This window comes from Nocardia nepalensis (assembly GCF_048910785.1).
In the GTDB taxonomy this organism is placed as follows: Bacteria; Actinomycetota; Actinomycetes; order Mycobacteriales; family Mycobacteriaceae; genus Nocardia; species Nocardia nepalensis.
On sequence record NZ_JBKBET010000044.1, the window covers coordinates 248,117 to 270,550 of the forward strand.

A 22,434-nucleotide genomic window follows, 5' to 3' on the forward strand; every position below is an offset into this window, starting at 1 on the left:
GGCTCGACTCTCCCGCGCTCGCGATGGTCCCCGTGCAATGTACTCATATGCGCGGCAAGGAGGTCGAGGGGAGCCTAGTCGAGCCTGCGGTGTGAGGCGGCGGATTCGCGACGAAAACCGATGCCGGCTACGCCACGGTTACCTCCTCCGGCTCGTCGACCTGCGGCGCAGGGCGGGTGCGCAGCAGAGCCAGTCCCAGCAACGCGGCAGCGACGCTGAAGCCCGCGCTGATCCACGCACCGGTCGACATGGCGGCGGTGAACGCCTGCTTCGCCGGTTCGGCGTAACCGAGTTGGAAAGCGGCGCCGATGGATTCACGCGCGGCATCCGGTGCCTCGTCAGGCATGTGCGAGGTGAAGACACCGGCCAGGACGCTGCCGAGGATCGCGATGCTGATCGCCATGCCGACCTGCTGCAGGGTGTCGTTCATGGCCGAACCGACGCCCGCGTGCTCGAGTGGAATGGCGCTCATGATCGCGGCATAGGCGGCCGGACCCGCAAGACCACCGCCGATCCCCATGACCAGCATGCTGGCCAACACCGCGAAGTACCCCGAACCGACGGCCAGGATGCCGAAGGCCACACCCATCACGAGCAGACCCGCGACGATGAGCGTCTTATTGCTCAGCTTCTTGCCGAGCGTCGCGCCGAGGCCGTTGCACACCGCCGCGGCCACCGCGTACGGCAGCAGCGCCAGCCCCGCCTTCATCGGCCCGTAGCCGAGTACGAACTGCAGGTACTGGGTGAGCATCAGCATGAGCGCGCCCATGCCGAACACCATCAGCAGCAACGTGCAGCAGGTGCCACTGAAGTCTCGATTGCGGAAGACTGCCAGCGGCAGCATCGGGTGCGCCGACCTGCTCTCCCAGACCACGAAGGCCAGCCCCGCGACCACGGCCAGACCGATCATCGGAATATTCCACTCGCGCTCGATGATCACGTAGACCGCAGAACACAGCGCCACGATGGACAGCAGCACGCCGACGAGGTCGACCGGCCGCTGCTCACCGGTGGATTCCGGCATCAACACCAGTGCCGCGACAATCGCGAGCACCGCGACCGGGATATTGAGCAGAAATACCGACCCCCACCAAAAGTGCTGCAGCAGAAAACCGCCCAGCGTCGGCCCGAGCACGATGCCGACCATCGAGACGGTGGACCAGCCCGCCATCGCCTTGCGCCGCTCGTCCTCGGCGAAGGTGGTCATCAGGATGGACCATCAGGATGGACAGGGTCGATGGCATCAGCAGCGAACCGCCGACACCCATCAGGGCACGGGCCGCCACGACCTGCCACGGTTCGGTGGCCAGCACGGCCGCGAGCGAGGCCGCGCCGAACAACCCCAAGCCGACGACCAGCATGCGGCGCCGCCCGAACCGGTCGGAGAGGCTGCCCGCGGTGAGCAACAGTCCGGCGAAGACGAGCACATAGGCGTCGAGGATCCACTGGACATCCGATGGTGTCGCGTCGAGTTCACGGATCAGGGACGGTATGGCGATATTGAGCACAGTGCCGTCGATCATCAGCACCAGTAAGGACAGACAGAGGACCCCCAGAATCCACCAGCGGCGAGGGTCTCGTACAACGTTCGATTCCACTCGAACACCGTACGATGGAATCGCACAATGTGCGAGAGAATTATGCTGAGGCCGTGACCCAGCAGCAGTTCTCCTCGGTATGGACCCGCGCGCCGCGCCAGCCGAAGGCGGCGGGACTGCGCCGCGACCAGATCGTCGCGGCCGCGATCGAGCTCTTGGACGCCGAGGGCCTCGGCGCACTGAGCATGCGCAAACTCGGCGCCAAGCTCGACGCGGGCGCGACCAGTCTCTACTGGCATGTCGCGAACAAGAACGAACTGCTCGAGCTCGCCCTCGACGAGATCTGGGGTCTGATGCGGATCCCGGATCCGGAACAGACCTCATGGCGAGAGGTGGTGACCACCTTCGCCTACAACTTCCGGCTGACCATGCTCGACCACCCCTGGGTGGCCACCTTGATCGGCTCCTTGCCGAGCGTCGGGCCGAAAGCCTTCGAGCTCTCCGATCGACTGCGCCGCACCTTCATCGGAGCCGGGTTCACCGGCGTGGACATCTACCTCGCGAGCGGTACCGTGACGAGTTACGTACTCGGCCAGGTCATCCCCGAGATCACCTCCGCGAAGGCATTCGGCGAGAAGGGTTTCGACCCAGAAGCGGTGCTCGACGTCATGGATACGCTGGCCGCCGACTATCCGGAGATGCTCGCGGACTATCGGAACACCATGCCCGCCGACTACCAGACCGCCCGCGCGATGGCGTTCGACTTCGGGCTGCTCTGTGTCATGGACGGCCTGGAGTCACGACTGCGCAAGTGATCGCGCTCGCCGAGATCTAGGTCCGCGCGGCGGCGAGGTCTACCGACCAACCGAGCCGGATCGGGTTTTCGCGGCCGGAATAGATCGCGACACCCCTCCGTTAGATTGGTTGCCACATCCACCAAATGGATGGCAGACTCGCCAAGTAATTGAGTTCTCAACCACCTGAGGAGACACACCATGTCGACCACCACCGCCAAGGGACTGACCGCGGGCACCTGGGTTATCGATCCCACACACTCCAACCTGGGCTTTTCCGTGCGCCACCTGATGGTGAGCAAGGTCCGCGGCCGCTTCTCGGACTTCTCCGGCAAGCTCGTGATCAACGAAGACGGCACCGCCTCGGCGGAGGCCGAAATCCGGGTCGACTCGGTGACCACCGACAACGAGCAGCGCGACGGCCACCTGCGCACCGCCGACTTCTTCCACGCCGCCGACTTCCCGGTGGCCACCTTCAAGTCGACCGGCTTCCGGGTCAACGGCGAAGATTTCGTCGTCGACGGCGACTTCACCATCCGCGGCACCACCCGCCCGGTCTCCCTCGACGTCGAATTCCTCGGCGTCAACCCCGGCATGGGCCAGGGCCCGGTCGCCGGATTCGAGGCCAAAACCGTCATCAACCGCCGCGACTTCGGCATCTCCATCGACATGCCCCTCCCCGACGGCGGCGCCGTAATCGGCGACAAGATCACTCTCACCCTGGAAATCGAGGTCGGCCTCCAGGCCTGACCCACATCGAGGCGAGTCATATGGCGGCTGCGGACTCCCCGCAAGCCACCATATGACTCGCCTCGATGAGCATCGCCAACAGCTCTGGCCCCCGTCGACGTGGATGATCGTCGCTCGACGGCGCAGGAGGGCCGAGTACGGACCAACCTGTCGGACCACAAGCAAGCCGCCCAGTCGGACGGTCGACAAGTCGGCGCTGAGGCCATTTGCCGAGCGCTTTGGCGGTAGCGACCTGGATTTGCTCATTTACATCAACTCTTGCTCGGTTGAGCAAGAGGATCTATTGTTTTGCTTGTGCAAGCAAGGAGTAGGTCAGACAAGCAAGAGGAGGGGCGGACGTTCACCGAGAACGCCCGCCGCGCCCAGATCGTGGACGCCGCGATCGCGGTGCTCGCCGAGCACGGCTATCCGAACGCCTCGTTCGCGAAGATCGCCAAACAAGCGGGGCTGAGCAGCACCGGCATGATCTCCTACCACTTTCAAGGCAAGGATGATCTGATCCGCGCGGTGGTCACCGAAATCATGCGCGTGGCTTTGGAATTCGTAACCGCCGAACTCGACGGCGAGGTGGACTACACGGCCCGGTTGCGTGCGCACTTCGCCGCCAACCTCGCACTGCTCGACGAGTACCCCGAACATCTGCGGGCGCTGTCCAGCATCATCGCCAACGCTCACCCCGACGACCGGCAGACATTCGGCCTGGCCGAGCACCTCGGCGAGTTCGCCCGGGTCCAGGAGCAGCGGATTCGAGAGGCCCAGCGGGCCGGGGCATTTCGCGACTTCGACCCCACGATCATGGTGCTCGCCATGCGGGGCGCACTCGACGCGGCCATCGCCCGCGCCGCCGTCGACCCCGATTTCGATACCGCGGCCTGCGCACGTGAGCTGGCCGACCTCTTCGACTACGCCACCCGCAAGCACTCGTGAGCACTGACCGGAGCCGAATCATGAACCAACAGCAGGCGATTGCGACCGACCGCACGCCACAGCAGAAGCGCGCCGCGGTACGCCGCCACCTCGCACGCCAGCTGATCGTGGAACTGGCACTCCCACTCGGCGGCTACTACGCCCTGCGCGCGGCCGGGGTGAACCCGTGGCTGGCACTGATCGCGCCCGGCCTGCTCACCGTGCCGTTCCTCGCCTACCACGCGATACGGCAGCGCCGCATCGACATGGTCGCACTGTTCACACTCAGCATGATCGTGGTGGGGACGGCGATGTCGATGGTGACCGGCGATCCGCGCACGCTGCTGGTGCGCGACAGCTGGATCTTCGGCGCGCTGGGCCTGTGGGTGCTGGCCACCCTGTTCACCCAGCACCCCTTCATGCGCAGCGCCGCCCGCACGATCGTCACCGTGAAGATCGGCGAGGAGGGCTACCGGCAGTGGGATGCCCGCTGGGACAACGACTCCCGGTTCCGCAGCCAGCTACGGGTGCTGACCGCGGTGTGGGGCATGGGCTTCGCGCTGGACGCGGTGGTGCGGGTAGTGCTCGCCTACACCCTCCCGGTCGATTCGGTACCGCTGGTGAGCACGCTGCAATGGCTGGTCGTCCTGGGCGCACTGTTCACCTTCCATTACGTGTACGTCACCAAACACGGACTGAAGGTCTGAGCAGTTAGCCGCAGATGGCCGCATCTATCAGGCCGTCCATGAACCCTCTGTGCACCAGACCGAACATCGGCGGAAGTTGGTTGAGGCTGATGGTGATCGAGCGGTCGGGGGTATATCCGCCGTATACGAAGAATCCGTCCATGGCGCCGCCGTGGCCCCAGATATCGATGCCGCAGGCGTTGCTGCGGTGGAACAGACCGAGGCCGATATCGTAGGGGAGGGTCGGATCGTGGCTCGGGATGGTGCGCTGCATCTCGGCGAGTTCCGCTGGGGCGAGCAGTTTTCCGGTGATCAGCGCGCTGAAGAAGCGATTCAGGTCGGCGTCCGTGGAGACCAGCGCGCCATCGGATAGGCCCCAGCCCGGGTCGATATCGGTGATGTCGACCAGGGTGTCGTTGAAGTACTGATATCCGCGTGGGTGCGGGCCTCGGATCACGTTCTCCTGCGGGAATTCGGGCCAGTAGGTGTCGTGCAGTTGCAGCGGCATCAGGATGCGCCGGGTCACCTCGTCACACACCGAATGCCCGGTGACCTGCTCGATCAGCTTTCCGGCCAGCAGGTAGTTGGTGTTGGAGTAGTTGAAGGTGGTGCCGGGCGGGAAGAGCGCCTGCTGGTCCAAGCCGATCCGGATCAGCTGATCCGCGGTTTGGTACCGCTGCAGTGCCTCGACGGAATCCAGATCCAATCGGGCGAGATAGTCCGGAATACCGCTGGTGTGCTGTAACAGATTTCGGACGGTGATCAGATTCCCGTCGCCGCCGGGACCTCGGACCACACCGGGCAGGTACCGCTCGATCGGAGCGTCGAGCTCGACTCGCCCCTCCCCCACCAATTGCAGCACCACCGTCGCCACGAATGTCTTGGTATTGCTGGCGATTCGGACCTGTGCGTCATCCGGGAACGCCTCGCCGGTAGCGAGATTGCCCACGCCGCTGTTGATCTGGGTTTCCCTGCCATTGGCGGTGACCACCAACTGCGCACCCGGAACGGCGGACGAGCGGACGAGGTTATCGAGCCCGGCTTGCAGCAACTCCGTATGCACCGGAGCTGGTTGGGCGGAGGATGCCGCGAGGGTCGGTAGCACCAAGATCACCAGCGCGGCGACCAAAGCCTTCGTTACCGCGAACCGTCGCATTCACCCTCCCTTGCCGCGGCCCGCTCGGCCGATCTCTCGGTGCCAACGGTGATACCCGTGCGGGTCCCGTTCGGTTCGAAGCAGAATTCGCCAGCGGGCACGCGCGGGTCGGCGTGGCCCGACGGATCAACCGTCATAGGTGACATGCGGTGTCCAATCCTCGAGGGGGCGGACGGCGGCCGCGTGCAGTGCCTCGGCCACCCGATCCCTGGTGAACGCGCCCTCGCCGAGCACGCCGTTGATCTGCACCGCGACGGCGCGCCGACCTTCGGGAGCCAGGGTGGTGTCCAGGCTGGTGACGAGATTGCGCACCGCCGCCTTCTGCACACCGAGCGATGCGGCCTCATTCCACGGCCTATCCGCCGCCGCACTCCCGGTGACCAGCACGCGCGCGCCGTCCGCGAAGAACGGCCGGGCGGCCTGTACCGCGGGCAGCAGCGCCGCGGCACCGATGGTGAAATCCGCGATCAACTCCGCGACGGTCAACTCCAACGGATCCGCCTGCCGGAAAATGCTCGGGTTGAAGTGCAGCACGTCGATCCGGCCATGCCGCTCGCCCGCCTCGGTCACAATGCGAGTGATATCGGCGGGATCGGCCAGATCCACACCGACCCCTTCGGCAGCGAAACCTTCCTCGGTCAGTTCCCGCGCCAACGGCTCGGCCTCCGCGACCAACCGGCAGGCCAGCACGACCACATATCCATCGCGGGCGAAAAGGCGGCCGACGGACAGACCGACACCGGGACCGGCACCGAGGACGACGAGTACAGGAGCAGTCATACACACGACCCTAAGGGTGAATCTGTGCAGGTCACAATGTCCGATTCTTGCTTCCGCCAAGATCGGCCGGTAACACTGGGAAGGTTGAGCAGGTCCTTTCGAGTGACCTGCGAGCAGTCACCAGCGGTGCAACTAGTCGGTAGCGGGTATCACCCGGGCGTGCGCCGTGCCGAACGAGTCGAGACGAGAGCTGAGGCGGCGAGGATGATCCGGGACGAGGCCCGCCGCCATGGATGACGACACCGTCGAACTGCCCAAGATCACGCCGACCGCGCGCCGTGCCCGGCATCGACGCGCGGCCCCCGCCCCGCATCGCGGCCGCCGCGCGGCGAAGATCGCCACTCGCGTGCTGGCCACGATGGCCGCCCTCGCCGTACTCTCCGGTACCGGATTCGCCTGGTCGGCCAAGACCAGGTTCGACAATGGCTTCACCCATACCGACGCGATCGGCGACGACGCACCGCGCTCACTCGGCGGCGATATGAATATCCTGCTGATCGGCCTGGACACCCGGAAGGATCTGGACGGGAAGGATCTGCCGAAGGAGATCCTGGACCAGTTGCACGCCGGCGACGGCGACAACGGCGGCTACAACGCGAATTCGCTCATTCTGTTGCATATTCCGGCGGATATGCACAAGATCGTCGCCTTCTCCATTCCGCGCGACGACTATGTCGCGGTCGCCGGCATCCCCGGCTACGACCACGCCAAGATCAAAGAGGCCTACGGCCTGAAGAAGGCCGCCACCGAGACCAAACTGGAGAACGCGGGCCAGAAGGACAAGGTCGCCCTGGAGCGTGCGGGCCGCGAGGCGGGCCGCGCATCGATCGTGCAGACGGTGCGCAATCTGGTCGGCGTCCCCATCGACCGCTTCGCCGAGGTCTCGCTCGTCGGCTTCTACGACTTGGCGGACAAGCTGGGTGGCGTCGACGTCTGCCTCAACCACGCGGTCGACGACACCTACTTCTCCGGCGCGGTATTCCCGGCGGGTCCGCAGCACCTCGACGCCGCCAACGCACTGTCCTTCGTGCGCCAGCGGCACGGGCTGGAGAACGGCGACCTCGACCGCACCCACCGCCAACAGGCGTTCCTCACCTCGGTCGCCAAGTCGTTGAAGGACACCGGCACGCTGACCAACTTCGGCAAACTCTCCGGACTGATGGACGTGGCGCACCGCGATATCGTGCTGTCCGACGGCTGGAACCTGCTCGACTTCGCCCGCGACCTGGGTTCGGCCGGTTCGATCTCGGTCGAATTCCGGACGCTGCCGGTGCTGCGCTACGACAATATCGACGGTCAGGACGTCAATATCGTCGATCCCGCAGCCATCAAGAAGGAAGTGCGCGCCGCCTTCGGCATCGAGACGACACCGACGACTCCGGTCCACACTCCGACCAGCACCGTCGATGTCCACAACGCGAGCGGTTACAGCGGCCGCGCCGCCCAGCTCTCCAACGCACTCACCAAGCGGGGCTATCAGAAGGGCATCGTGGGCAACGGCACTCGTACCGACGGTGCGACCTCCACGATCACCTATGGTCCCGGCGCCGAGGCCGACGCCGCGCAATTGGCCGACACCCTCGGCCTCACCGCGACCGCATCGCCGAATATCGAACCCGGTCACATCACCGTCGTCGTCGGCAGCGATTTCACCATGCCCGCCGAACTCACGCCGACCTCGACCTCGAGCGCGACCCCGACCACCACCTCCGCCGAGCCGGTGCCCGATGCCGGGAAGCCGGTCGCGACGACGATCGGCAGCACCGTGCCCTGCGTCAATTGACCCGGCGCAGGTCACACCTTCGGCGGGAAACTACGCGCCGAACGGCCGGTAAACTGCGACATGGGTCAGTAAGTCGTAGGTGCGCTGCAGGGAACGCACGGCGAAACACAGGAGAGTCATGTCGAGTCGCCGTTTCCGGTGGAGAACAGCTGCGGGTTTTGCGTTGGTGACGGCGCTGGCCGTCGCCGGATGCTCGTCGAAATCCGACGCCCCGACCACGCCGGCCGGGCCGCCGCTTCCCCCGATCGCCATTACCCCTGGCGGTGGCAGCAATGTCGATCCGCTCGCGCCGGTCGTGGTGAACGCGAACGACGGCATGCTGACCTCGGTGACTTTGACCAATGAGGCGGGCCGGTCGATCGAGGGCATCTACACCCCGGACAAGACGGCGTGGAAGCCCACCGAGCCGCTCGGCTACGGACACACCTACACGATCAGCGCCGAAAGCCTCACCATCACCGGCCGCGTCGGCCCGACCACCTCGACCTTCAGCACGCTGGCGCCGAACAACCAGACCAAGGCATATCTGACCACCACCGCGGGCAACCCGCTGACCGACGGCGGCACCTTCGGCGTCGGCACCGTGATCGTCGCGCACTTCGACGAGGACGTCCCCGATAAGGCCGTCGCCGAGAAGCGGCTCTCGGTGACGACCAACCCGCCGGTCGAAGGTTCTTGGTACTGGCTCGACAAGCGCAATGCGCACTGGCGGCCGCAGCAGTACTACGCGCCGGGCACCAAGGTGACCGTCGCGGCCAATATCTACGGCGCGGACCTCGGCGGTGGTCTCTACGGTCAAGAGGACAGCAAGACCACCTTCACCATCGGCCCGTCGCACGTCTCCATTGCCGACGACAACACCAAGCAGGTGCAGGTCTTCGAAAACGGGAACCTGATCCGCACCATGCCCACCTCGATGGGTATGGGCGGCAGCGAGGTGATCGCGGGCAAGACGCTCACCTTCTGGACCCAGCCGGGCATCTACACCGTGATGGACAAGGGCAACCCGGTGATCATGGACTCCTCCACCTACGGCCTGCCGGTCAACTCCCGGCTCGGCTACAAGGAGGCCATCAACTGGGCGACCAAGATCAGCACCGACGGCATCTACCTGCACGAGCTGGCCTCCACGATATGGGCGCAGGGCAGCCAGAACGTATCGCACGGCTGCCTCAACCTGAGTCCCGCGAATGCCCAGTGGTTCTTCAACTTCGCCATCCCCGGCGATGTCGTCGAGGTCCGCAATACCGGCGGCGCGCCGCTGCAGGTCTGGCAGAACGGCGACTGGGGTCTGCCGTGGGATCAGTGGCTCGAGGGCAGCGCTCTGCACTGAGCTACGCACTTTGTGACCGCGCCGGCACCAGCGGCGCTTCACCTTGTGGCCTGCCCGGAATTTCCGGGTGAAAGTGCCCGGTGTGGCAGAATCGTCGGCATTATGACCGTCTTGACCAGCGCTTCTCCGGAACGCCTGCCCCGGGGTCCGCATCGATTGACCCGGGATGAGGTCGCGACGTCACAGCGCGAGCGACTCTACGTCGCCGCCTTGGAGGCAGTCGCGGAGCTGGGGTACGGCCCGACCACCATCACCGATATCGTCGGGCGGGCGCGGGTGGCACGGCGGACGTTCTACGGGCTGTTCGAGAGCAAAGAGGAATGCTTCACCGCCGCATTCGATTTCGCGGTGGACGTCATCACCCGCGAGCTCGACCGCGTGGTCGCCGAATCGGGCGCGGATACCTTCGTCGAACTGGTGCGCACGACGCTGCGGACGTATCTGGAGTTCCTGGCCGCCGAACCGGCCGCGGCGCGTGCGCTACATATCGAAACCCTCGCCGCCGGACCGGGACTCATCGCCCGCCGGGCCCGCACGCATCGCATGTTCGGCTACCGGATGGTCGCGGCTGCGCGAATCGGCGTGCGCGCGGGCGAGGTTCGCGCCGAACCCGATCCCGGACTGATCGACGTGCTGCTCGGCGGCATCGACGATCGGGTCCGGGCCACGCTCATCGAATCCGGGCCGCAGGAGCTACCGGCCTTGGCGCCCACACTGACTCGCGCCGCGCTGGTATTGCTCGGCTCCGGCCCGGCCTGACATCACCAGCCCGGATCGCCCTCGACCGGAATGTTCACCCAGCTCGGCTGATTCGGGTCCAACTCGATGTGCTGTGGCCGCAGGCCGCTCTCATTCAGCAAGGGGCGCAACGGAAGACTGCTCGGGAAGTTCCCGGCGTAGACGTCGACGCGCAGCCGATGTCCCGGTTGCAGCACGCCGTCGGTGGCGAACATGCCGATATCGATGACCGTCGGCTGGCCGGGCACGATCGGCTGGCGGGTATCCAGCGTCAGGTACGGGTAGGGATCGGTGTAGTCGCCGTTGGCCGAGCGCGTGGCTTTGCTCTCGTCGACCGCGCGCAGGGATGCGGTTCGCTGACCGTGCGTCCACTGCGTCGAACGTCCATCCGGCGCGACGTCGTTCAGCGTCACGGTCCAGTAGCCGTCGGTGGCGTCGAGCACCGTATTCAGGTGCACCGCGATCGGACCGGAGATGGGTGTCGGCACATTCACCGGCGCGCTGGTAAATGTGAGTCCGTTGGTCTCGGCGATCCGCGAATCCTTCGTGCAGATATCCGGTAGCGGCAGGATGCCCGCGGTGCCCTGAGCGCCGTCGCGTGAGCAGAGCGTGGTCAGACCGGGCGCGATCGAAACCCGCGCGGGTCCGCCGGGCTCTGCGGTGAGGCTGCCGTCGTGCGCACTGCCCGGCGCGGTGCCCGAGGGGGCCGCGTTCAAATACATACGGCGGTAATCCATATCGGGCCGCGGGAAGCTGGAGGTGTGGGTCCAGCCGCCGCCCTGCTGCCACAGGGTTACCTGGTCGTAGTCATCGATGCCGTTGTCGATGCCCTTGAGCCACTTGTCGAACCACGCGCGTTGCAACACATCCAAGGCCGCGGGTCCGTCGGCCTCACCCATGCCCGAGCCGGTGGTGACGTGATAGTTGTTGTCCATCACCAGCTTCTTCTGGTTGTCCGGGACATTGATCGCGTTGTAGACCCGCGGGGCGGAGTAGGCGAAGATGTCCTGCCAGCCGCCGTAGACGAAGGTCGGCACATCGATCCGCTCGGGATGTCCGATCCATGCTGTGCGCAGCGGACTCTGGTCGTCGAGCACCGAATACATCTCGGCCGGAATCTGATCCATGCTCTGTGTGCCGAGGGCCATGATGATCATGTTGAAGAAGGTGAACGGGTCGCGGACGCGATCGGCCAGCCAGGTCCAGTCGAACTTACCGGCCAGCATCGAGACCATATCGGGAATCAGCTTCGAGCCGTCGACGGCGAGCAGCCATTCCGGGATGAAGCCGATGCCGAGTGCGCCGCCGGGGGCGGCCACGTCGCGGATCAGGTCGCTGCCCGGCACGATCGGGAAGATCGCCTGCAGCGCAGCGGGTTTGCGCTCCGCGGTCTGCAGCTGGTTGATGGCCGAGTAGGAGATGCCGCTCATCCCGATCTTGCCGTTGGACCACGGCTGTGCCGCCGCCCAGTCGACGACCTCGACACCGTCTTCCTGCTCGCGCTCGCCGAACACCTGCCAGGTGCCCTCCGAGAAGCCGGTGCCGCGGACGTCGACGACCACCTGGGTATAGCCGCTCTGCACCAGTTTGCGATCCACGGCGAAGGTGCGCGCGGTGCCGCCCGCCAAAGCCTGTGCCAGATCACTGATTCCGCTCAAACCGTAGGCCGAGAGGTCGAAGCTGTGCAGCGCCTGCATCAGCGGATCGGCCAAACCGGGGATGGCCAGGATGGAGTCGGCGATATTCGCGACCAACTTGGTGTAGGGCGTCAGATTCACGATGGTCGGCGTCGGCTCGACGATCGGACGGCCGGACGCGTCCGCCGGGTGGTAGATATTCGCCTTCAGCACCGTGCCGTCACTCATGGTGATCGGGACGTCCCAGTCGATGTAGACGTTCGGATACTGTTGCGGCCCAGCATGAGTCGCGGTGAGCTGCGCGTCGAGCCCGAGCGCCTGCGTCGGCGCGGCCGCGACAACGGCTCCGGCGAACACGGTGAACGTGGCTATCGCAGCAGCCACTGCCTTAATCGGACGTCGACGTCTGATCATGCTCGCCAAACCCTCCCGGCAATGAGGAACTACTTCGTTCCCATCAACGAGTTCGTACAGTAACGTGCATCGCCGTTGGTCTGCAACCGTGACGCACCACAACGCTCTGTACAGCGAATCAAGGGCCGTGAACTCGGGATAAGTTGCCACACATTCTCCCGAACCGACGGCGCGGCAGGCGGAGGCGAGGATCAGACCAGGGCGATGTCCAATCGCTGGTAGAGCGGGACGAATACATTCGTGCGATAGCGGCGCTTGGTAATCGCCCACGGACGGCCGGGCGCTGTCATGGCCTCCAATACAGCCGCGAGTTCGACATGGGTCAGGCTCGCGCCGAGGCAGATATGTCTGCCGCCGCCGAACCAGAGCTGCCGAAGTTCGTGCACCTTGCCCAGACGCAGGTCATAGCCGCCGGCGGCATTGTTGATCGACCAGGTCATGATCTTCACCCGGTCGCCAGCGCGTAATCGCCTACCGGCCAGCTCGATATCCTCGACGACGCCGCGCCCGACGATCGGCATCGAACTGGTGACCCGCAGCGCCTCGCGCACCGCGTCCGGAATCAGGCTCCGGTCCTCGATCAGCTCGTGCTGGGCCCCGCTGTCGTGCAGCAACGCCACCATCCGGCCCAGGGTGCTCGCCAGCGTCGCGGTTCCGGCGACGACCAGGAAGGCCGCCATGCGGCGGGTGACCTCGGGTCCGAGGCCGAGTTCGCGGCTGCGGCCGATGGTGGTGCTCGGGTCGGCGGTTTCATATACGGCGGGCACCGAGGCGGCGATGCGGTCGGCCAACGCACGTCCCTTGCGCGCGTTGCGCTCCGACACCACGGTGGTGTCGTAGTTGCCCTTGCCGAGATTGGCCATCGACTCGACCAAGCCGAAGAGTTCCTCGTATGCGGCGGGTGAGTCATCGACCGGCAGGCCGACCAGTTCCGCCATGGTGCGGCCGGTGAACTCCCGCGAGAACTGGGCCATATCAACGGTTTTCCCGGCCGATAGGTCATCGGTGAGTTTGCGCAGCATCGGCCCCACGGACCGTTCGGTAATCACTCTGGACCGTTCGGGGGTGAACAGATCGCGGACCTTCGCCCGGAATTCGACATGCGGCTCGCCCTCGAACAGTTCGAAGACCCACTCGCCGAGCATCTGCCCCCACCAATGACCGGACGCACCGTCACCGATGATGCTGAAATGCTGGGTGTCGCCGTGGATCCGGCGCGCGAGCTCCGGATCGGCCACCAGCCAGCCGAGTTTGGGCACCCGCCGGATCGGCTTGATCAGCGAACCGGCGGCGAGCACCAGCGGCAGTGCCGGCTGGGCGAATCCGTGCAGTGCATATTCGTGGGCCGCGGCTGTTTTCACGAGGCCACCTCTATCCGATCGCCGGGAATGCTCGCGCCCACCGACCGGAATTGGTCCAGCACGAGATGAGTCGACATGACGGCCAGGCAGCCCCATTCGGCCGCGGTGGCCGCCCAGGTTCCGGATTGATCGACTGCGGTGCGCCACATCCGTTCCGTGGCAATCGGATCGAAGATCCCATAGCGGCGCACCGAATCCCGCGACAGATGATCGTGTGCCAGATCGGCACCGGAGCCGGTGAGGTACCACGGACCGACCGGTGTCATGAACGGCTTCTTGCGCCGGCGCACGATCTGCTTCGGCAACACATCCGCGGTTGCCCGCTTGAGCGCGTACTTCTCGATTCCCCAGTGCACCAACATCTCCGGCGACAAGTCGGCGCACACATCGATGACATCGCGGTCGAGATAGGGCACGCGAACCTCGATGCTGTTGGCCATACCCAAGCGGTCCGAGATCGGCAGCACCCAGTGCGGCAGCCGGGTGTAGAACTCGAAATGCAGTTGGCGGCGCAACTTGTCGTGCGGCGGTGGCGGGGCGAGTGCCGATGGTGCCGGAAGACCTTCGGGCGCGATGGGTCCGGTGGTGTCGCCGAGTGCGCTCCACAGGTAGATCCAGGGCGGCACCTCGCCGTAGCGGGCAGTGTATTCGGCACGGCGTCCCGCGACGGAGACGATGTGGCTGTCCAGACCTGATGGCGCACCGACCCATTTGGTGGCATTGCGCCAGATCGCGGTCTGCGCTCGGCCCAATTTCAGCTGTTCGAATCGGGCGCTCAGCTTCATCAGTCGGTAGAAGTCGTAGCCCGCCAACAGCTCGTCGGAGCCGTCGCCGCTCATGGCGACCTTGAGGCCCTTGTTCCGAGCGAGCTCGGTCAAGTCCAGGAACGGCGTGGCGACCGCGCCGTACCAGAACGGTGATTCGAAGTGCCACAGGCTTTTCGGCAGCAGCTCACAGGCCCGGGCACCGGTCATCTCGACCTCGTCATTCGGCACGCCGAGCGACTGCGCGACCAGCCGTGACATCGGCGTCTCATCGAGCACTTCGCCGGTGAGCCGGATGCTCGCGGTGGTGAGCGGTGCGTCGCAGCGGCGGGCCGCGACCGCGGCGATGGCGGAACTGTCCAGGCCGCCGCTCAGCGCGATTCCGGCTGCCACCTCGTCGGGCAGGCGCTTGCGCACCGCGGCGGTGAAGGCCGCGTCGAATCGCTCGATCGCGGCCCGGCCGGTGAGCAGCGGCGCATCCGGATCGCGGCGCAGGAACGGCGTGAAGTAGCGCTGCTGGGAGGTGCCGCGGCGGTCGATCGTGATGATGGTCGCGGGCGGCAGATCGTCGACGCCCTGCCAGAAGGTGCGCGGTGCGATGGTGTGCCCGTAGAACAGGCAATCGCTGAGCCCCTGCGGGTCCATCGACGCCTCGACCAGCCCGGAGGCGAAGATGCCCTTGATCTCCGAGGCGAACACGACCCGGCTGCCGGACCGGTGGTAGAACAGCGGTTTGACGCCGACCCGGTCGCGGGTGAGCAGCAGCCGTTCCCGCCGTGCGTCCCACAGCGCGATGGCGAAATCGCCGTCCAGGCGCTCGACGAAGCCCGGGCCGTACTCCTCGTAGAGGTGCGGGATCACCTCGGCGTCGGAGTGGCTGCGGAACTGGTGCCCGCGCGCGGCCAGGGCGCTGCGCAGTTCCCGGTGGTTGTAGATCTCACCGTTGAAGACGACGTGGATGGTGTCGTCCTCATTGCGGGCGGGCTGGGCGCCGTGTTCGATATCGACGATGGCCAAGCGCTGGAAGCCGAAGGCGACGTTGCGGGTGTGCCAGGTGCTGAAACCGTCGGGGCCGCGGTGGCGTTGGATTTCGTTCATGGCCGCGATCGGGGTCGGGTCGACCGGTGCGGCGAAATCGACGATTCCATTGATGCCGCACATATCACGGCCTTTCGGTAGGGCGGTAGGGAAGGCAAGCGGCCGATGTGCCGTCGGCGGCCGAGAACAGCACCGTTCGGGCTGTGGTCTGGGCGGTGGCGTAGCCGAAAATTGGTGCGGCAGTGTGCGGGTCGCCCACCTCGGGTGGGAGCGCCAGCACCGCCTCACTCGGCAGATCCAGGGCGGCGGCGAGTAGTTTCGCGAACCCGGGTACGGGCTCCGGGGCCAGCAGCACGGCTTCATTCGCGGAAAAGTCCGCGGCGGTGATGCTTTCGCCGACGAGGCAGGCGCGCACCGCCTCGGTCGCCCAGTGCAGTGGGTCACCGGCGTCGGCGTGCACGACCATCGATGCGCGCCCTTGGGTGCCGACCTCGTTCAGTGGGACCAGCCCGAGCGGTTCGACGCCGTCGTCCGGCTCGGCGGTGTACAAACGACCGAAACCGCCTGCGCTACCGTCTCGTTCGAGCAGCAGTGCCGCACCGGTGCTGGTGTATGGGAAACCGGGGACGTGTAGTTGTGTCGAAGGATGGGTATCACCGGCGATGACCAGCGCGTAGTCGACTTCCTCCGACGCGAAGAACGAATCGACGACGGCCAGCGCGTGCAGTACGCCACTCGCGCCGTTCATCAGATCGAAGGAGAAGGACGCGACGTTGCCCTGGGCATAGCGCAGGCCCATACCGATGCGCTTCTGCACCAGTGCGGCAACCGCCGGTTCGACGATGTTGTTGTCTCTGTAGACGCCCGCGTTGATGAGCATGCCCACCCGGTCGGGTGCGATCTCGGCCTGCTCCAGGCACTCTCGTGCCGCGCGTGCCGCATGTTCGAAGTAACTTCCTGTATCGGCGTCGGAGTTGGTCGCCGCGGCAATGATTGTCGTCGGCATCGCTCACGCCGCCAATCGCGAGATCGTGGCCGCCAGATATCCGGAGACCGTGCCGGAGGCCGAGGGAATCATCAGCACCTTGGAGCCCTTGGGAATGTGATTGCGCCCGAGATGTTCGTGCAGCACCAGGAAATGCGACGTCGAGGCGGTATTGCCATACTCCTGTAGGACATTGAGCGCCTCCGGCATCGGCGTGGCGAAGTGTTCCTCGGCCAGTTTCGCGATGTACTCGATCGCGGGCGCACTGAACTGGTGGTGGATCCAGAAGTCGTATTCCTCGCTGCGCCAATCGCTTCCGTTGCGGCGCAGGTAATCCTCGAGCCGGGCGATGCCCTGCCGATAGCGGTCCTCGGTCTGCATGGCGCGGTTGTCGGTGTACATGGCCATGCCGTTGGAACGGTCGCTGGGCATGCCGATGCAGTGTTCGGCGCCCTCGGCCGAGGTCATGATCTCGACATAGTGGATTTCGTCGGCGTCGTCGCCGCGCCCGTCCAGCAGCACAGCGACGGCCGCGTCACCGACGGTCAGGGCCGCGAACTGCGGATCATAGGGTTCGCTGATCTCGCGGACCGCGGTCTCGGCGATCGGGGTGATCTGTTCACCGCTGACAACCAAACCGTTGCGAACCACGCCCGCCTTGATCATGCGGTCCAGCACCATGATTCCGGTGACCATGCCCGCGCACGCGTTGGAGACGTCGAAGTAGCGTGCGGCCTTCGCGCCGATGGCATTGCGCAGCATCAGCGCGAAGGACGGCGCGAAGCAGAACTGTCCGGCTCCCTTGGTGCGGGTGATCGACGCGGAGATCACGATATCCAGTTCGTCTGCGGCATAACCGGATCGCGCCAGACAATCGTCGATCGCGTTGCGCGCCAAGTCGAAGGAGGATTCGTAGGAGTCCGGATCGGAGTTGTAGACGCGACGGTTGCGAATGCCGGTGAGCGCCTCCAACTTCAGCGACCTCGGCACCGCCAGACTGTTGATCAGCTCCTCAGTGGACACAATCGATGACGGCGTATACGAGCCGATCGATTCGAAACGCGTGCGGTGCACAAGGCCTCCCCTATGGAATTGGAATTTCGCTATCGCGAACCGGCGTCCCAGTCCTGCGGTCGGATTCGACGCCGGTCACGTCGGACGCTCCAGGTCCCACCCGGCCAGGTCAGGGTGTTGGTGCCGTCCTCGTCGATGAAGTAGCTGGTGCAGCCGCCGGTCGACCACACCCGGGTGCTGAGCAGCTTCCGCGCGCGGGTGGCCCAGGCGCGCTCGGCCCGTTCGGACGGGCTGTAGCGGCGAATTCCGTTGGCCCGCATGTGCTCGATGGTCCGAGCTATCAGCTTCGTGGTCGGTTCGATGGCGAGGAACTGCGAGGTATGCGGCAGCGCGGTATTCGGTCCGGTGACCGCGAACAGATTCGGCAGACCCGCGAAAGCGATGCCGCGATAGGCGCGGAACCCGTCGCGCTGGAACTTCTTTCGCGTCGAGGTCTGCGCCGTCCGGAATTCCGGAAAATGCGCGATCGAATCCTGCACGTGAAATCCGGTGGCCCACACGATCGCGTCGACCTCGTGCAGCTCACCGTCGGCGGTGCGGATGCCGGTCGCGGTGATCTCGGTGATCTTCTCGGTGCTCAGCCGCACGTTCGGGCGGGCGAACGAACGGTAGTACTCGTCGGAGACCATCGGCCGCTTACAGCCGAACGCGTAGTCGGGTGTGAGTTTGCGCCGCACTTCCGGATCCGGCACCTGCTTGGCCAGCACCTTGCGGACCAGCCACGCATAGACCGAGACCAGCCGCGGATGGAATTCGGCGAAGTGCATGGTCTCCAGGAACAGGAAAACGAAGCCGCGCGCCGCCAGCCGAACCGGCGGCACATGACGCAATACCTTGCGTACCGTCGGCGGAATCGGCCGGTCCAGACGCGGAATCACCCATGCCGGAGTGCGCTGGAACGATACGAGCTCATCCGCGCTCTTGGCGAGCGCGGGCACGATCTGCACCGCGCTGGCCCCGGCCCCGACCACCGCGACCCGCTTGCCCTTCGGGTCGAACGCGGTGTCCCACTTGCTCGAATGCATCTGCGGCCCAGCGAATTCGGCCCGGCCCGGAATATCCGGGATCGCTTCGGCGTGCAGCGAGAAGTAGCCCATGACAACGGCGCGGGCTCGGATCAGCCTGCCGTCGCGCAGCCGGAGCACCCACTGTTCGGCCTCGTCGTCGAAATCCGCCTCGGCGACATCACTGTTCAGCTGCACATGCCGCCGCAGATCGAAAGTGTCGACGACATTCTCGGTATAGGCGCGCAATTCGGGCTGGGTCGCGTATATGCGAGTCCAATCCGCGTTCGGCGCAAAGGAATACGAGTACAGGACCGAGGGCACGTCCACCGCGCAGCCTGGATAGACGTTATCGCGCCAGGTGCCGCCGATGGCCTCGGCGCGCTCGAGAATGACGAAGTTGTCGTTGCCGAGTCGGCGCAGATTCACCGCGACGCCGAGCCCGCTGAATCCCGAGCCGATGATCGCCACATCGTAGTCCCGCATGAACATCACCCCGCGACGCGAACTTCGTCCGGTAGCAGCAGCCCGGCGAGTTCATCGAGTGCGGCATCCATGGCCGCGGTGACGTATGCCATCGGCGGCAGCTTGTCCTGGACACCGAGGACGCCGAAATGCAACCCACCCGAATAGCCGATGCAGGTGAAGTTCAGCGGATTGCCGTGCATCAGCAGCGAGATCGGATAGATCGTCTCGAGCCGAGCGCCGTTCCAGTACAGCGGGTTTCGCGGTCCTGGCACATTGGAGATGCCCATGGGGTGGGAGGCGGCGGTATTGGTGAAGCCGAAGCTGAGGCCGAGGATCCACGGCAGGGTGACCGCGAGTCCGTAGCCGATGACCTCGTTCGGGGCCATCGCGCCCATATGCTGTTTCGCGGCGCGAATGTAGTACTTGACGGCGCTGAGGCGGTCGCGCGGATCGGCGATGTCGGTGCCGAGGGCGGTGAACATCATGCCCGCGCGGGTGCCGACGCGCGTGTCGTCCTCCTCGCGCAGATCGGTGGGAACGCCTGCGGTCAAGGATTCTTCGGGCAGGGTGGCGTGGTTGGTCAGGTAGTCGCGCAGCGCCGTGCTGACCAGGTAGAGCACGATGTCGTTGATCGTGCAGTCGCCCGCCTTCGCCAAGCGCTTGAAGAGCGCGAGGTCGTAGCGCCGCCTGGACAGGTCGCGGGCACCGGTAATGGTGCCGTTGAAGATGGTGTCCGGCTGCTGATATGCCTTCTGCGCCATGGTTTTGTCACCGCGCACCCTGCGGAACGCGTCACGAGCAGCGGATCCAACACCGCGCAGCAGGGCGAGCAGACCCGTCAGTGCGCCGAGCAGGGCGCGGAACGGATTCGTCTTGCCCACAACAGCTTCCGTCGACTCGGCGGCAGGGCTGACGGTGAAGAGGTCCGGGACATCGCGCGCGGCGGCGTCCTCGGTGAACGTATCGGTGAACAGCCGCATGGCCGAAGCGCCGTCGAGGAGGCTGTGGTGCACTTTGAGCAGGAGTGCGAAACGATCCTGTGCCAGCCCCTCGATGACGTGCAATTCCCAAGGCGGGCGGCTCATGTCGAGCTGCTTCTGGTGGATCGATGCGATGAGCTCGGTCAACTGGTCCTGGCTGCCCGGCTCCGGCAGCGTCCATTCCCGGATGTGCGCGCTGAGATCGATATCGTCGACCTCGCGCACCACGGCCGCGACACCGGGCGGCGGGAACTTCAGCGGCACGAAATTCCACGGTTTCGGCAGGCTCGCGGGTGCGTCCAGCCCGGCCCGCCACTGCCGTAGGAATTGCGCCGCACCGCCCTCGGGCGCGCTGAACTCCAGCAGGAAGGCGATATGCATCGGCATATCGGGCGATTCGAGCGACAGCCAGACACCGTCGGTCGCGGTCAGTCGATGCAACGACATCTACATCCTTACCGGTCAGGACGCGGCGGCGTCGCGCCGCCGGGTCAGGTCGAGATCGAGATCGATGGGGATGACGGCGAAGTGGAAGCGATCCTTCGGCGGCTGTGCGCCCGCGGGCAGGCGCACGTCGAAGTTGCGGCAGACCATGCCGGTGACGCTCTTGATCTCCAACATCGCCAGCCCACGCCCCGGACAGAAGCGCGGACCCGAGCCGAATGGTGTGGAGACCTCCGGCCGGTGCGTGCCGTGTCCACTGTGCAGCCAGCGGTCGGGATCGAAGCGCAGCGGATCCTCGAAGTTCTTCTCCTGCACGCTCGCATGCTGCACATTGACGATCACCCAGGTGCCCGCCGGAATGTGCACACCGTCGATGGTGGTGTCGTCGATGGCCTCCAGCCCGACGATGGGGGTAGTCGGCCGCAGCCGCATCGATTCGGCGACAACGGCTTCCAGATAGGGCTGGCGCTCCAGTGCCGACGGGATCTGCGCTACCTCTTCCCGGATCCGTTCCTGCACAGCGGGATTGCCCGCTAGGTGGTAGAGCAGCCAGGCCATCGCATTGCTGGTGGTGTCCTGACCGGCGATGAGGATGGTGAGCGCTTCGGCGAACAGCTGATCGTCGGTGAAGGAGGTACTCCCGTCCTGCGCCAGCAGGAAGGCCTCGATGAAATTGGTCGGCTTTTCCGGGAGATTCGCGCGCGCCCGGCTGATAACGCCGGTGAGGTCGGTGCGCAGCGCGCCCAGTGCACGCTCCAGCGCCCGGTCTTCGGGGAGCTTCACGTAGCGCCAGTACGGGAACGGGCTGTTGATCCGCCGGTTGATGAGCGGGAAGATCAGCTCGAGATGCCGCTGGATGATGTCGCCGGACTGTTCGATGGTGTTGATGTCGTAGTCGAAGGTCAGCTTGGCGGTGACGTCCACCGTGTACCGGGTCAGGTCGCCGCGAATGTCCTTGGGCGAGCGCTGTTCCCAGCGGCGCTGCAGTCGCCCGGTGATCGTCTCCAGCGTGGGATGGAAGCTGCGCAGATGCGAGGCGTTGAAGGCGGGCATCGCCAGCTTGCGACGCAGCCGCCACGCCTCGCCCTCCAGCGAGAACAGGCCATTGGACCCCATCTCGTCCATGACCGATTCGATCGCCGACTGCCGCCGGAACCCACCGGGGCGGTCACGGAAGATCTCGCGATTCAGGTCGGGATCGCTGACGACGACGATCCGCCGCCCGGGCATCTGCAGCTGGTAGAGCGGGCCGTATTCATCGCACCACTCGTCGAACTGGCGGTGCAGCAGCGAGGGCCGCATCTGCGGGAGATTCCCCAGCAACGGCCACCGGCTCGGACCCGGGAGATCGTCCACGGACTTGGAGGGTGATATCGATACGGACAACCTGGCGCCTAACGTCGATATGAACTGGTGGAGTCTTGGCGGTCGAGAAAAAGGCGCAAGAGTTTATTCCCGGGACGCGAACAAAGGCGTGCCGAGTTTCTCCGTGAATGCGGCGTAAGTCGACGAACGTTCGGAAATAACGACAGCCTCCCCGCAGTCGGAACATTTGGCGCGGCCGTATTGGACGGCCTTCGACCAGGCAATGCCGAGGCGGGCGATGACTCAGCGCGAACAATGGCGACGGTAGCCAGCACGAGCAGGTGGTGTCAACCCAAACGATCGGGGGCTGCGAACTTTCCGCAGGTAGCGAACGAGTAGTGAGGAACGCAACAGTGCCCCATCCGATCGCATGAATCCGCAACGTGACCGGTGTGGCGAAATACCCTATCCCCCAACACTCGTCGAGGCTGCGATG

General features: G+C 65.5%; 18 protein-coding genes and 1 pseudogene. 7 read left to right on the forward strand and 12 right to left on the reverse strand.

Going from position 1 to position 22,434, the window contains the following annotated elements:
* Nucleotides 1-127: 127 nt before the first annotated feature.
* Both ACHQ4I_RS42855 and ACHQ4I_RS42860 read right to left on the reverse strand, forming a co-directional pair.
* The gene (locus ACHQ4I_RS42855) at nt 128-1,207 is read right to left on the reverse strand and encodes an MFS transporter (RefSeq protein WP_420777676.1); all 1,080 of its coding nucleotides are present in this window, start codon (nt 1,205-1,207) and stop codon (nt 128-130) included.
* Nucleotides 1,208-1,277: 70 nt separating this feature from the next.
* Nucleotides 1,278-1,523: pseudogene (locus ACHQ4I_RS42860) on the reverse strand (MFS transporter); the annotation flags it as partial.
* A 128-nt stretch (nt 1,524-1,651) separates the two neighbouring features.
* Here ACHQ4I_RS42860 and ACHQ4I_RS42865 point away from each other — a divergent pair.
* The 4 genes from ACHQ4I_RS42865 to ACHQ4I_RS42880 all read left to right on the forward strand — a co-directional run bounded on the left by ACHQ4I_RS42865 (nt 1,652) and on the right by ACHQ4I_RS42880 (nt 4,695).
* Nucleotides 1,652-2,353: a TetR/AcrR family transcriptional regulator C-terminal domain-containing protein gene (locus ACHQ4I_RS42865; protein ID WP_420777677.1), complete on the forward strand. Its 702-nt coding sequence runs from the start codon at nt 1,652-1,654 to the stop codon at nt 2,351-2,353.
* Nucleotides 2,354-2,533: 180 nt separating this feature from the next.
* Nucleotides 2,534-3,082 carry a YceI family protein gene (locus ACHQ4I_RS42870; protein WP_420777678.1) on the forward strand — a complete coding sequence of 183 codons (549 nt, stop codon included), beginning with the start codon at nt 2,534-2,536 and terminating at the stop codon, nt 3,080-3,082.
* Nucleotides 3,083-3,376: 294 nt separating this feature from the next.
* The gene (locus ACHQ4I_RS42875) at nt 3,377-4,009 is read left to right on the forward strand and encodes a TetR family transcriptional regulator (RefSeq protein WP_420777679.1); all 633 of its coding nucleotides are present in this window, start codon (nt 3,377-3,379) and stop codon (nt 4,007-4,009) included.
* Nucleotides 4,010-4,029: 20 nt separating this feature from the next.
* Nucleotides 4,030-4,695, forward strand: a complete 666-nt coding sequence (locus tag ACHQ4I_RS42880; protein WP_420777680.1) for a VC0807 family protein — start codon at nt 4,030-4,032, stop codon at nt 4,693-4,695.
* Nucleotides 4,696-4,699: 4 nt separating this feature from the next.
* On the opposite strand, the gene ACHQ4I_RS42885 is transcribed toward ACHQ4I_RS42880, so the two are convergent.
* Complete coding sequence (locus tag ACHQ4I_RS42885) at nt 4,700-5,830, reverse strand: serine hydrolase domain-containing protein (protein ID WP_420777681.1); 1,131 nt, start codon at nt 5,828-5,830, stop codon at nt 4,700-4,702.
* A 126-nt stretch (nt 5,831-5,956) separates the two neighbouring features.
* Nucleotides 5,957-6,610, reverse strand: a complete 654-nt coding sequence (locus ACHQ4I_RS42890) for an SDR family NAD(P)-dependent oxidoreductase (protein WP_420777682.1) — start codon at nt 6,608-6,610, stop codon at nt 5,957-5,959.
* A gap of 229 nt (nt 6,611-6,839) precedes the next feature.
* Here ACHQ4I_RS42890 and ACHQ4I_RS42895 point away from each other — a divergent pair, with 229 nt between their 5' ends.
* The 3 genes from ACHQ4I_RS42895 (at nt 6,840) to ACHQ4I_RS42905 (ending at nt 10,485) form a co-directional block, all read left to right on the forward strand.
* Nucleotides 6,840-8,393, forward strand: coding sequence for an LCP family protein (locus ACHQ4I_RS42895; RefSeq protein WP_420777683.1), 1,554 nt, complete (start codon nt 6,840-6,842; stop codon nt 8,391-8,393).
* Between the two features lie 118 nt (nt 8,394-8,511).
* Nucleotides 8,512-9,726 (forward strand): L,D-transpeptidase, encoded by a 1,215-nt coding sequence (locus tag ACHQ4I_RS42900; protein WP_420777684.1) that lies wholly within the window; start codon nt 8,512-8,514, stop codon nt 9,724-9,726.
* A 102-nt stretch (nt 9,727-9,828) separates the two neighbouring features.
* Complete coding sequence (locus ACHQ4I_RS42905; protein ID WP_420777685.1) at nt 9,829-10,485, forward strand: TetR/AcrR family transcriptional regulator; 657 nt, start codon at nt 9,829-9,831, stop codon at nt 10,483-10,485.
* 2 nt (nt 10,486-10,487) lie between these two features.
* On the opposite strand, the gene ACHQ4I_RS42910 is transcribed toward ACHQ4I_RS42905, so the two are convergent.
* The 8 genes from ACHQ4I_RS42910 to ACHQ4I_RS42945 form a co-directional block, all read right to left on the reverse strand.
* Nucleotides 10,488-12,515 (reverse strand): CocE/NonD family hydrolase, encoded by a 2,028-nt coding sequence (locus tag ACHQ4I_RS42910; protein ID WP_420777686.1) that lies wholly within the window; start codon nt 12,513-12,515, stop codon nt 10,488-10,490.
* Between the two features lie 191 nt (nt 12,516-12,706).
* The gene (locus ACHQ4I_RS42915; protein ID WP_420777687.1) at nt 12,707-13,876 is read right to left on the reverse strand and encodes a cytochrome P450; all 1,170 of its coding nucleotides are present in this window, start codon (nt 13,874-13,876) and stop codon (nt 12,707-12,709) included.
* On the reverse strand, nt 13,873-15,801 hold the full coding sequence (gene asnB, locus ACHQ4I_RS42920; protein WP_420777688.1) for an asparagine synthase (glutamine-hydrolyzing): 1,929 nt from the start codon (nt 15,799-15,801) through the stop codon (nt 13,873-13,875). Before asnB ends, ACHQ4I_RS42915 begins: the two co-directional genes overlap by 4 nt.
* Nucleotide 15,802: 1 nt before the next feature.
* Nucleotides 15,803-16,684, reverse strand: a complete 882-nt coding sequence (locus ACHQ4I_RS42925; RefSeq protein ID WP_420777689.1) for a hypothetical protein — start codon at nt 16,682-16,684, stop codon at nt 15,803-15,805.
* A gap of 3 nt (nt 16,685-16,687) precedes the next feature.
* Nucleotides 16,688-17,737 (reverse strand): 3-oxoacyl-ACP synthase III family protein, encoded by a 1,050-nt coding sequence (locus ACHQ4I_RS42930; RefSeq protein ID WP_420777690.1) that lies wholly within the window; start codon nt 17,735-17,737, stop codon nt 16,688-16,690.
* A 29-nt stretch (nt 17,738-17,766) separates the two neighbouring features.
* The gene (locus ACHQ4I_RS42935; RefSeq protein ID WP_420777691.1) at nt 17,767-19,227 is read right to left on the reverse strand and encodes a flavin-containing monooxygenase; all 1,461 of its coding nucleotides are present in this window, start codon (nt 19,225-19,227) and stop codon (nt 17,767-17,769) included.
* A gap of 5 nt (nt 19,228-19,232) precedes the next feature.
* Nucleotides 19,233-20,636, reverse strand: a complete 1,404-nt coding sequence (locus tag ACHQ4I_RS42940) for a wax ester/triacylglycerol synthase family O-acyltransferase (protein ID WP_420777692.1) — start codon at nt 20,634-20,636, stop codon at nt 19,233-19,235.
* Nucleotides 20,637-20,651: 15 nt separating this feature from the next.
* A complete protein-coding gene (locus ACHQ4I_RS42945; RefSeq protein WP_420777693.1) occupies nt 20,652-21,989 on the reverse strand; it encodes a cytochrome P450 in 1,338 nt (445 codons plus the stop codon).
* Nucleotides 21,990-22,434 lie beyond the last annotated feature (445 nt).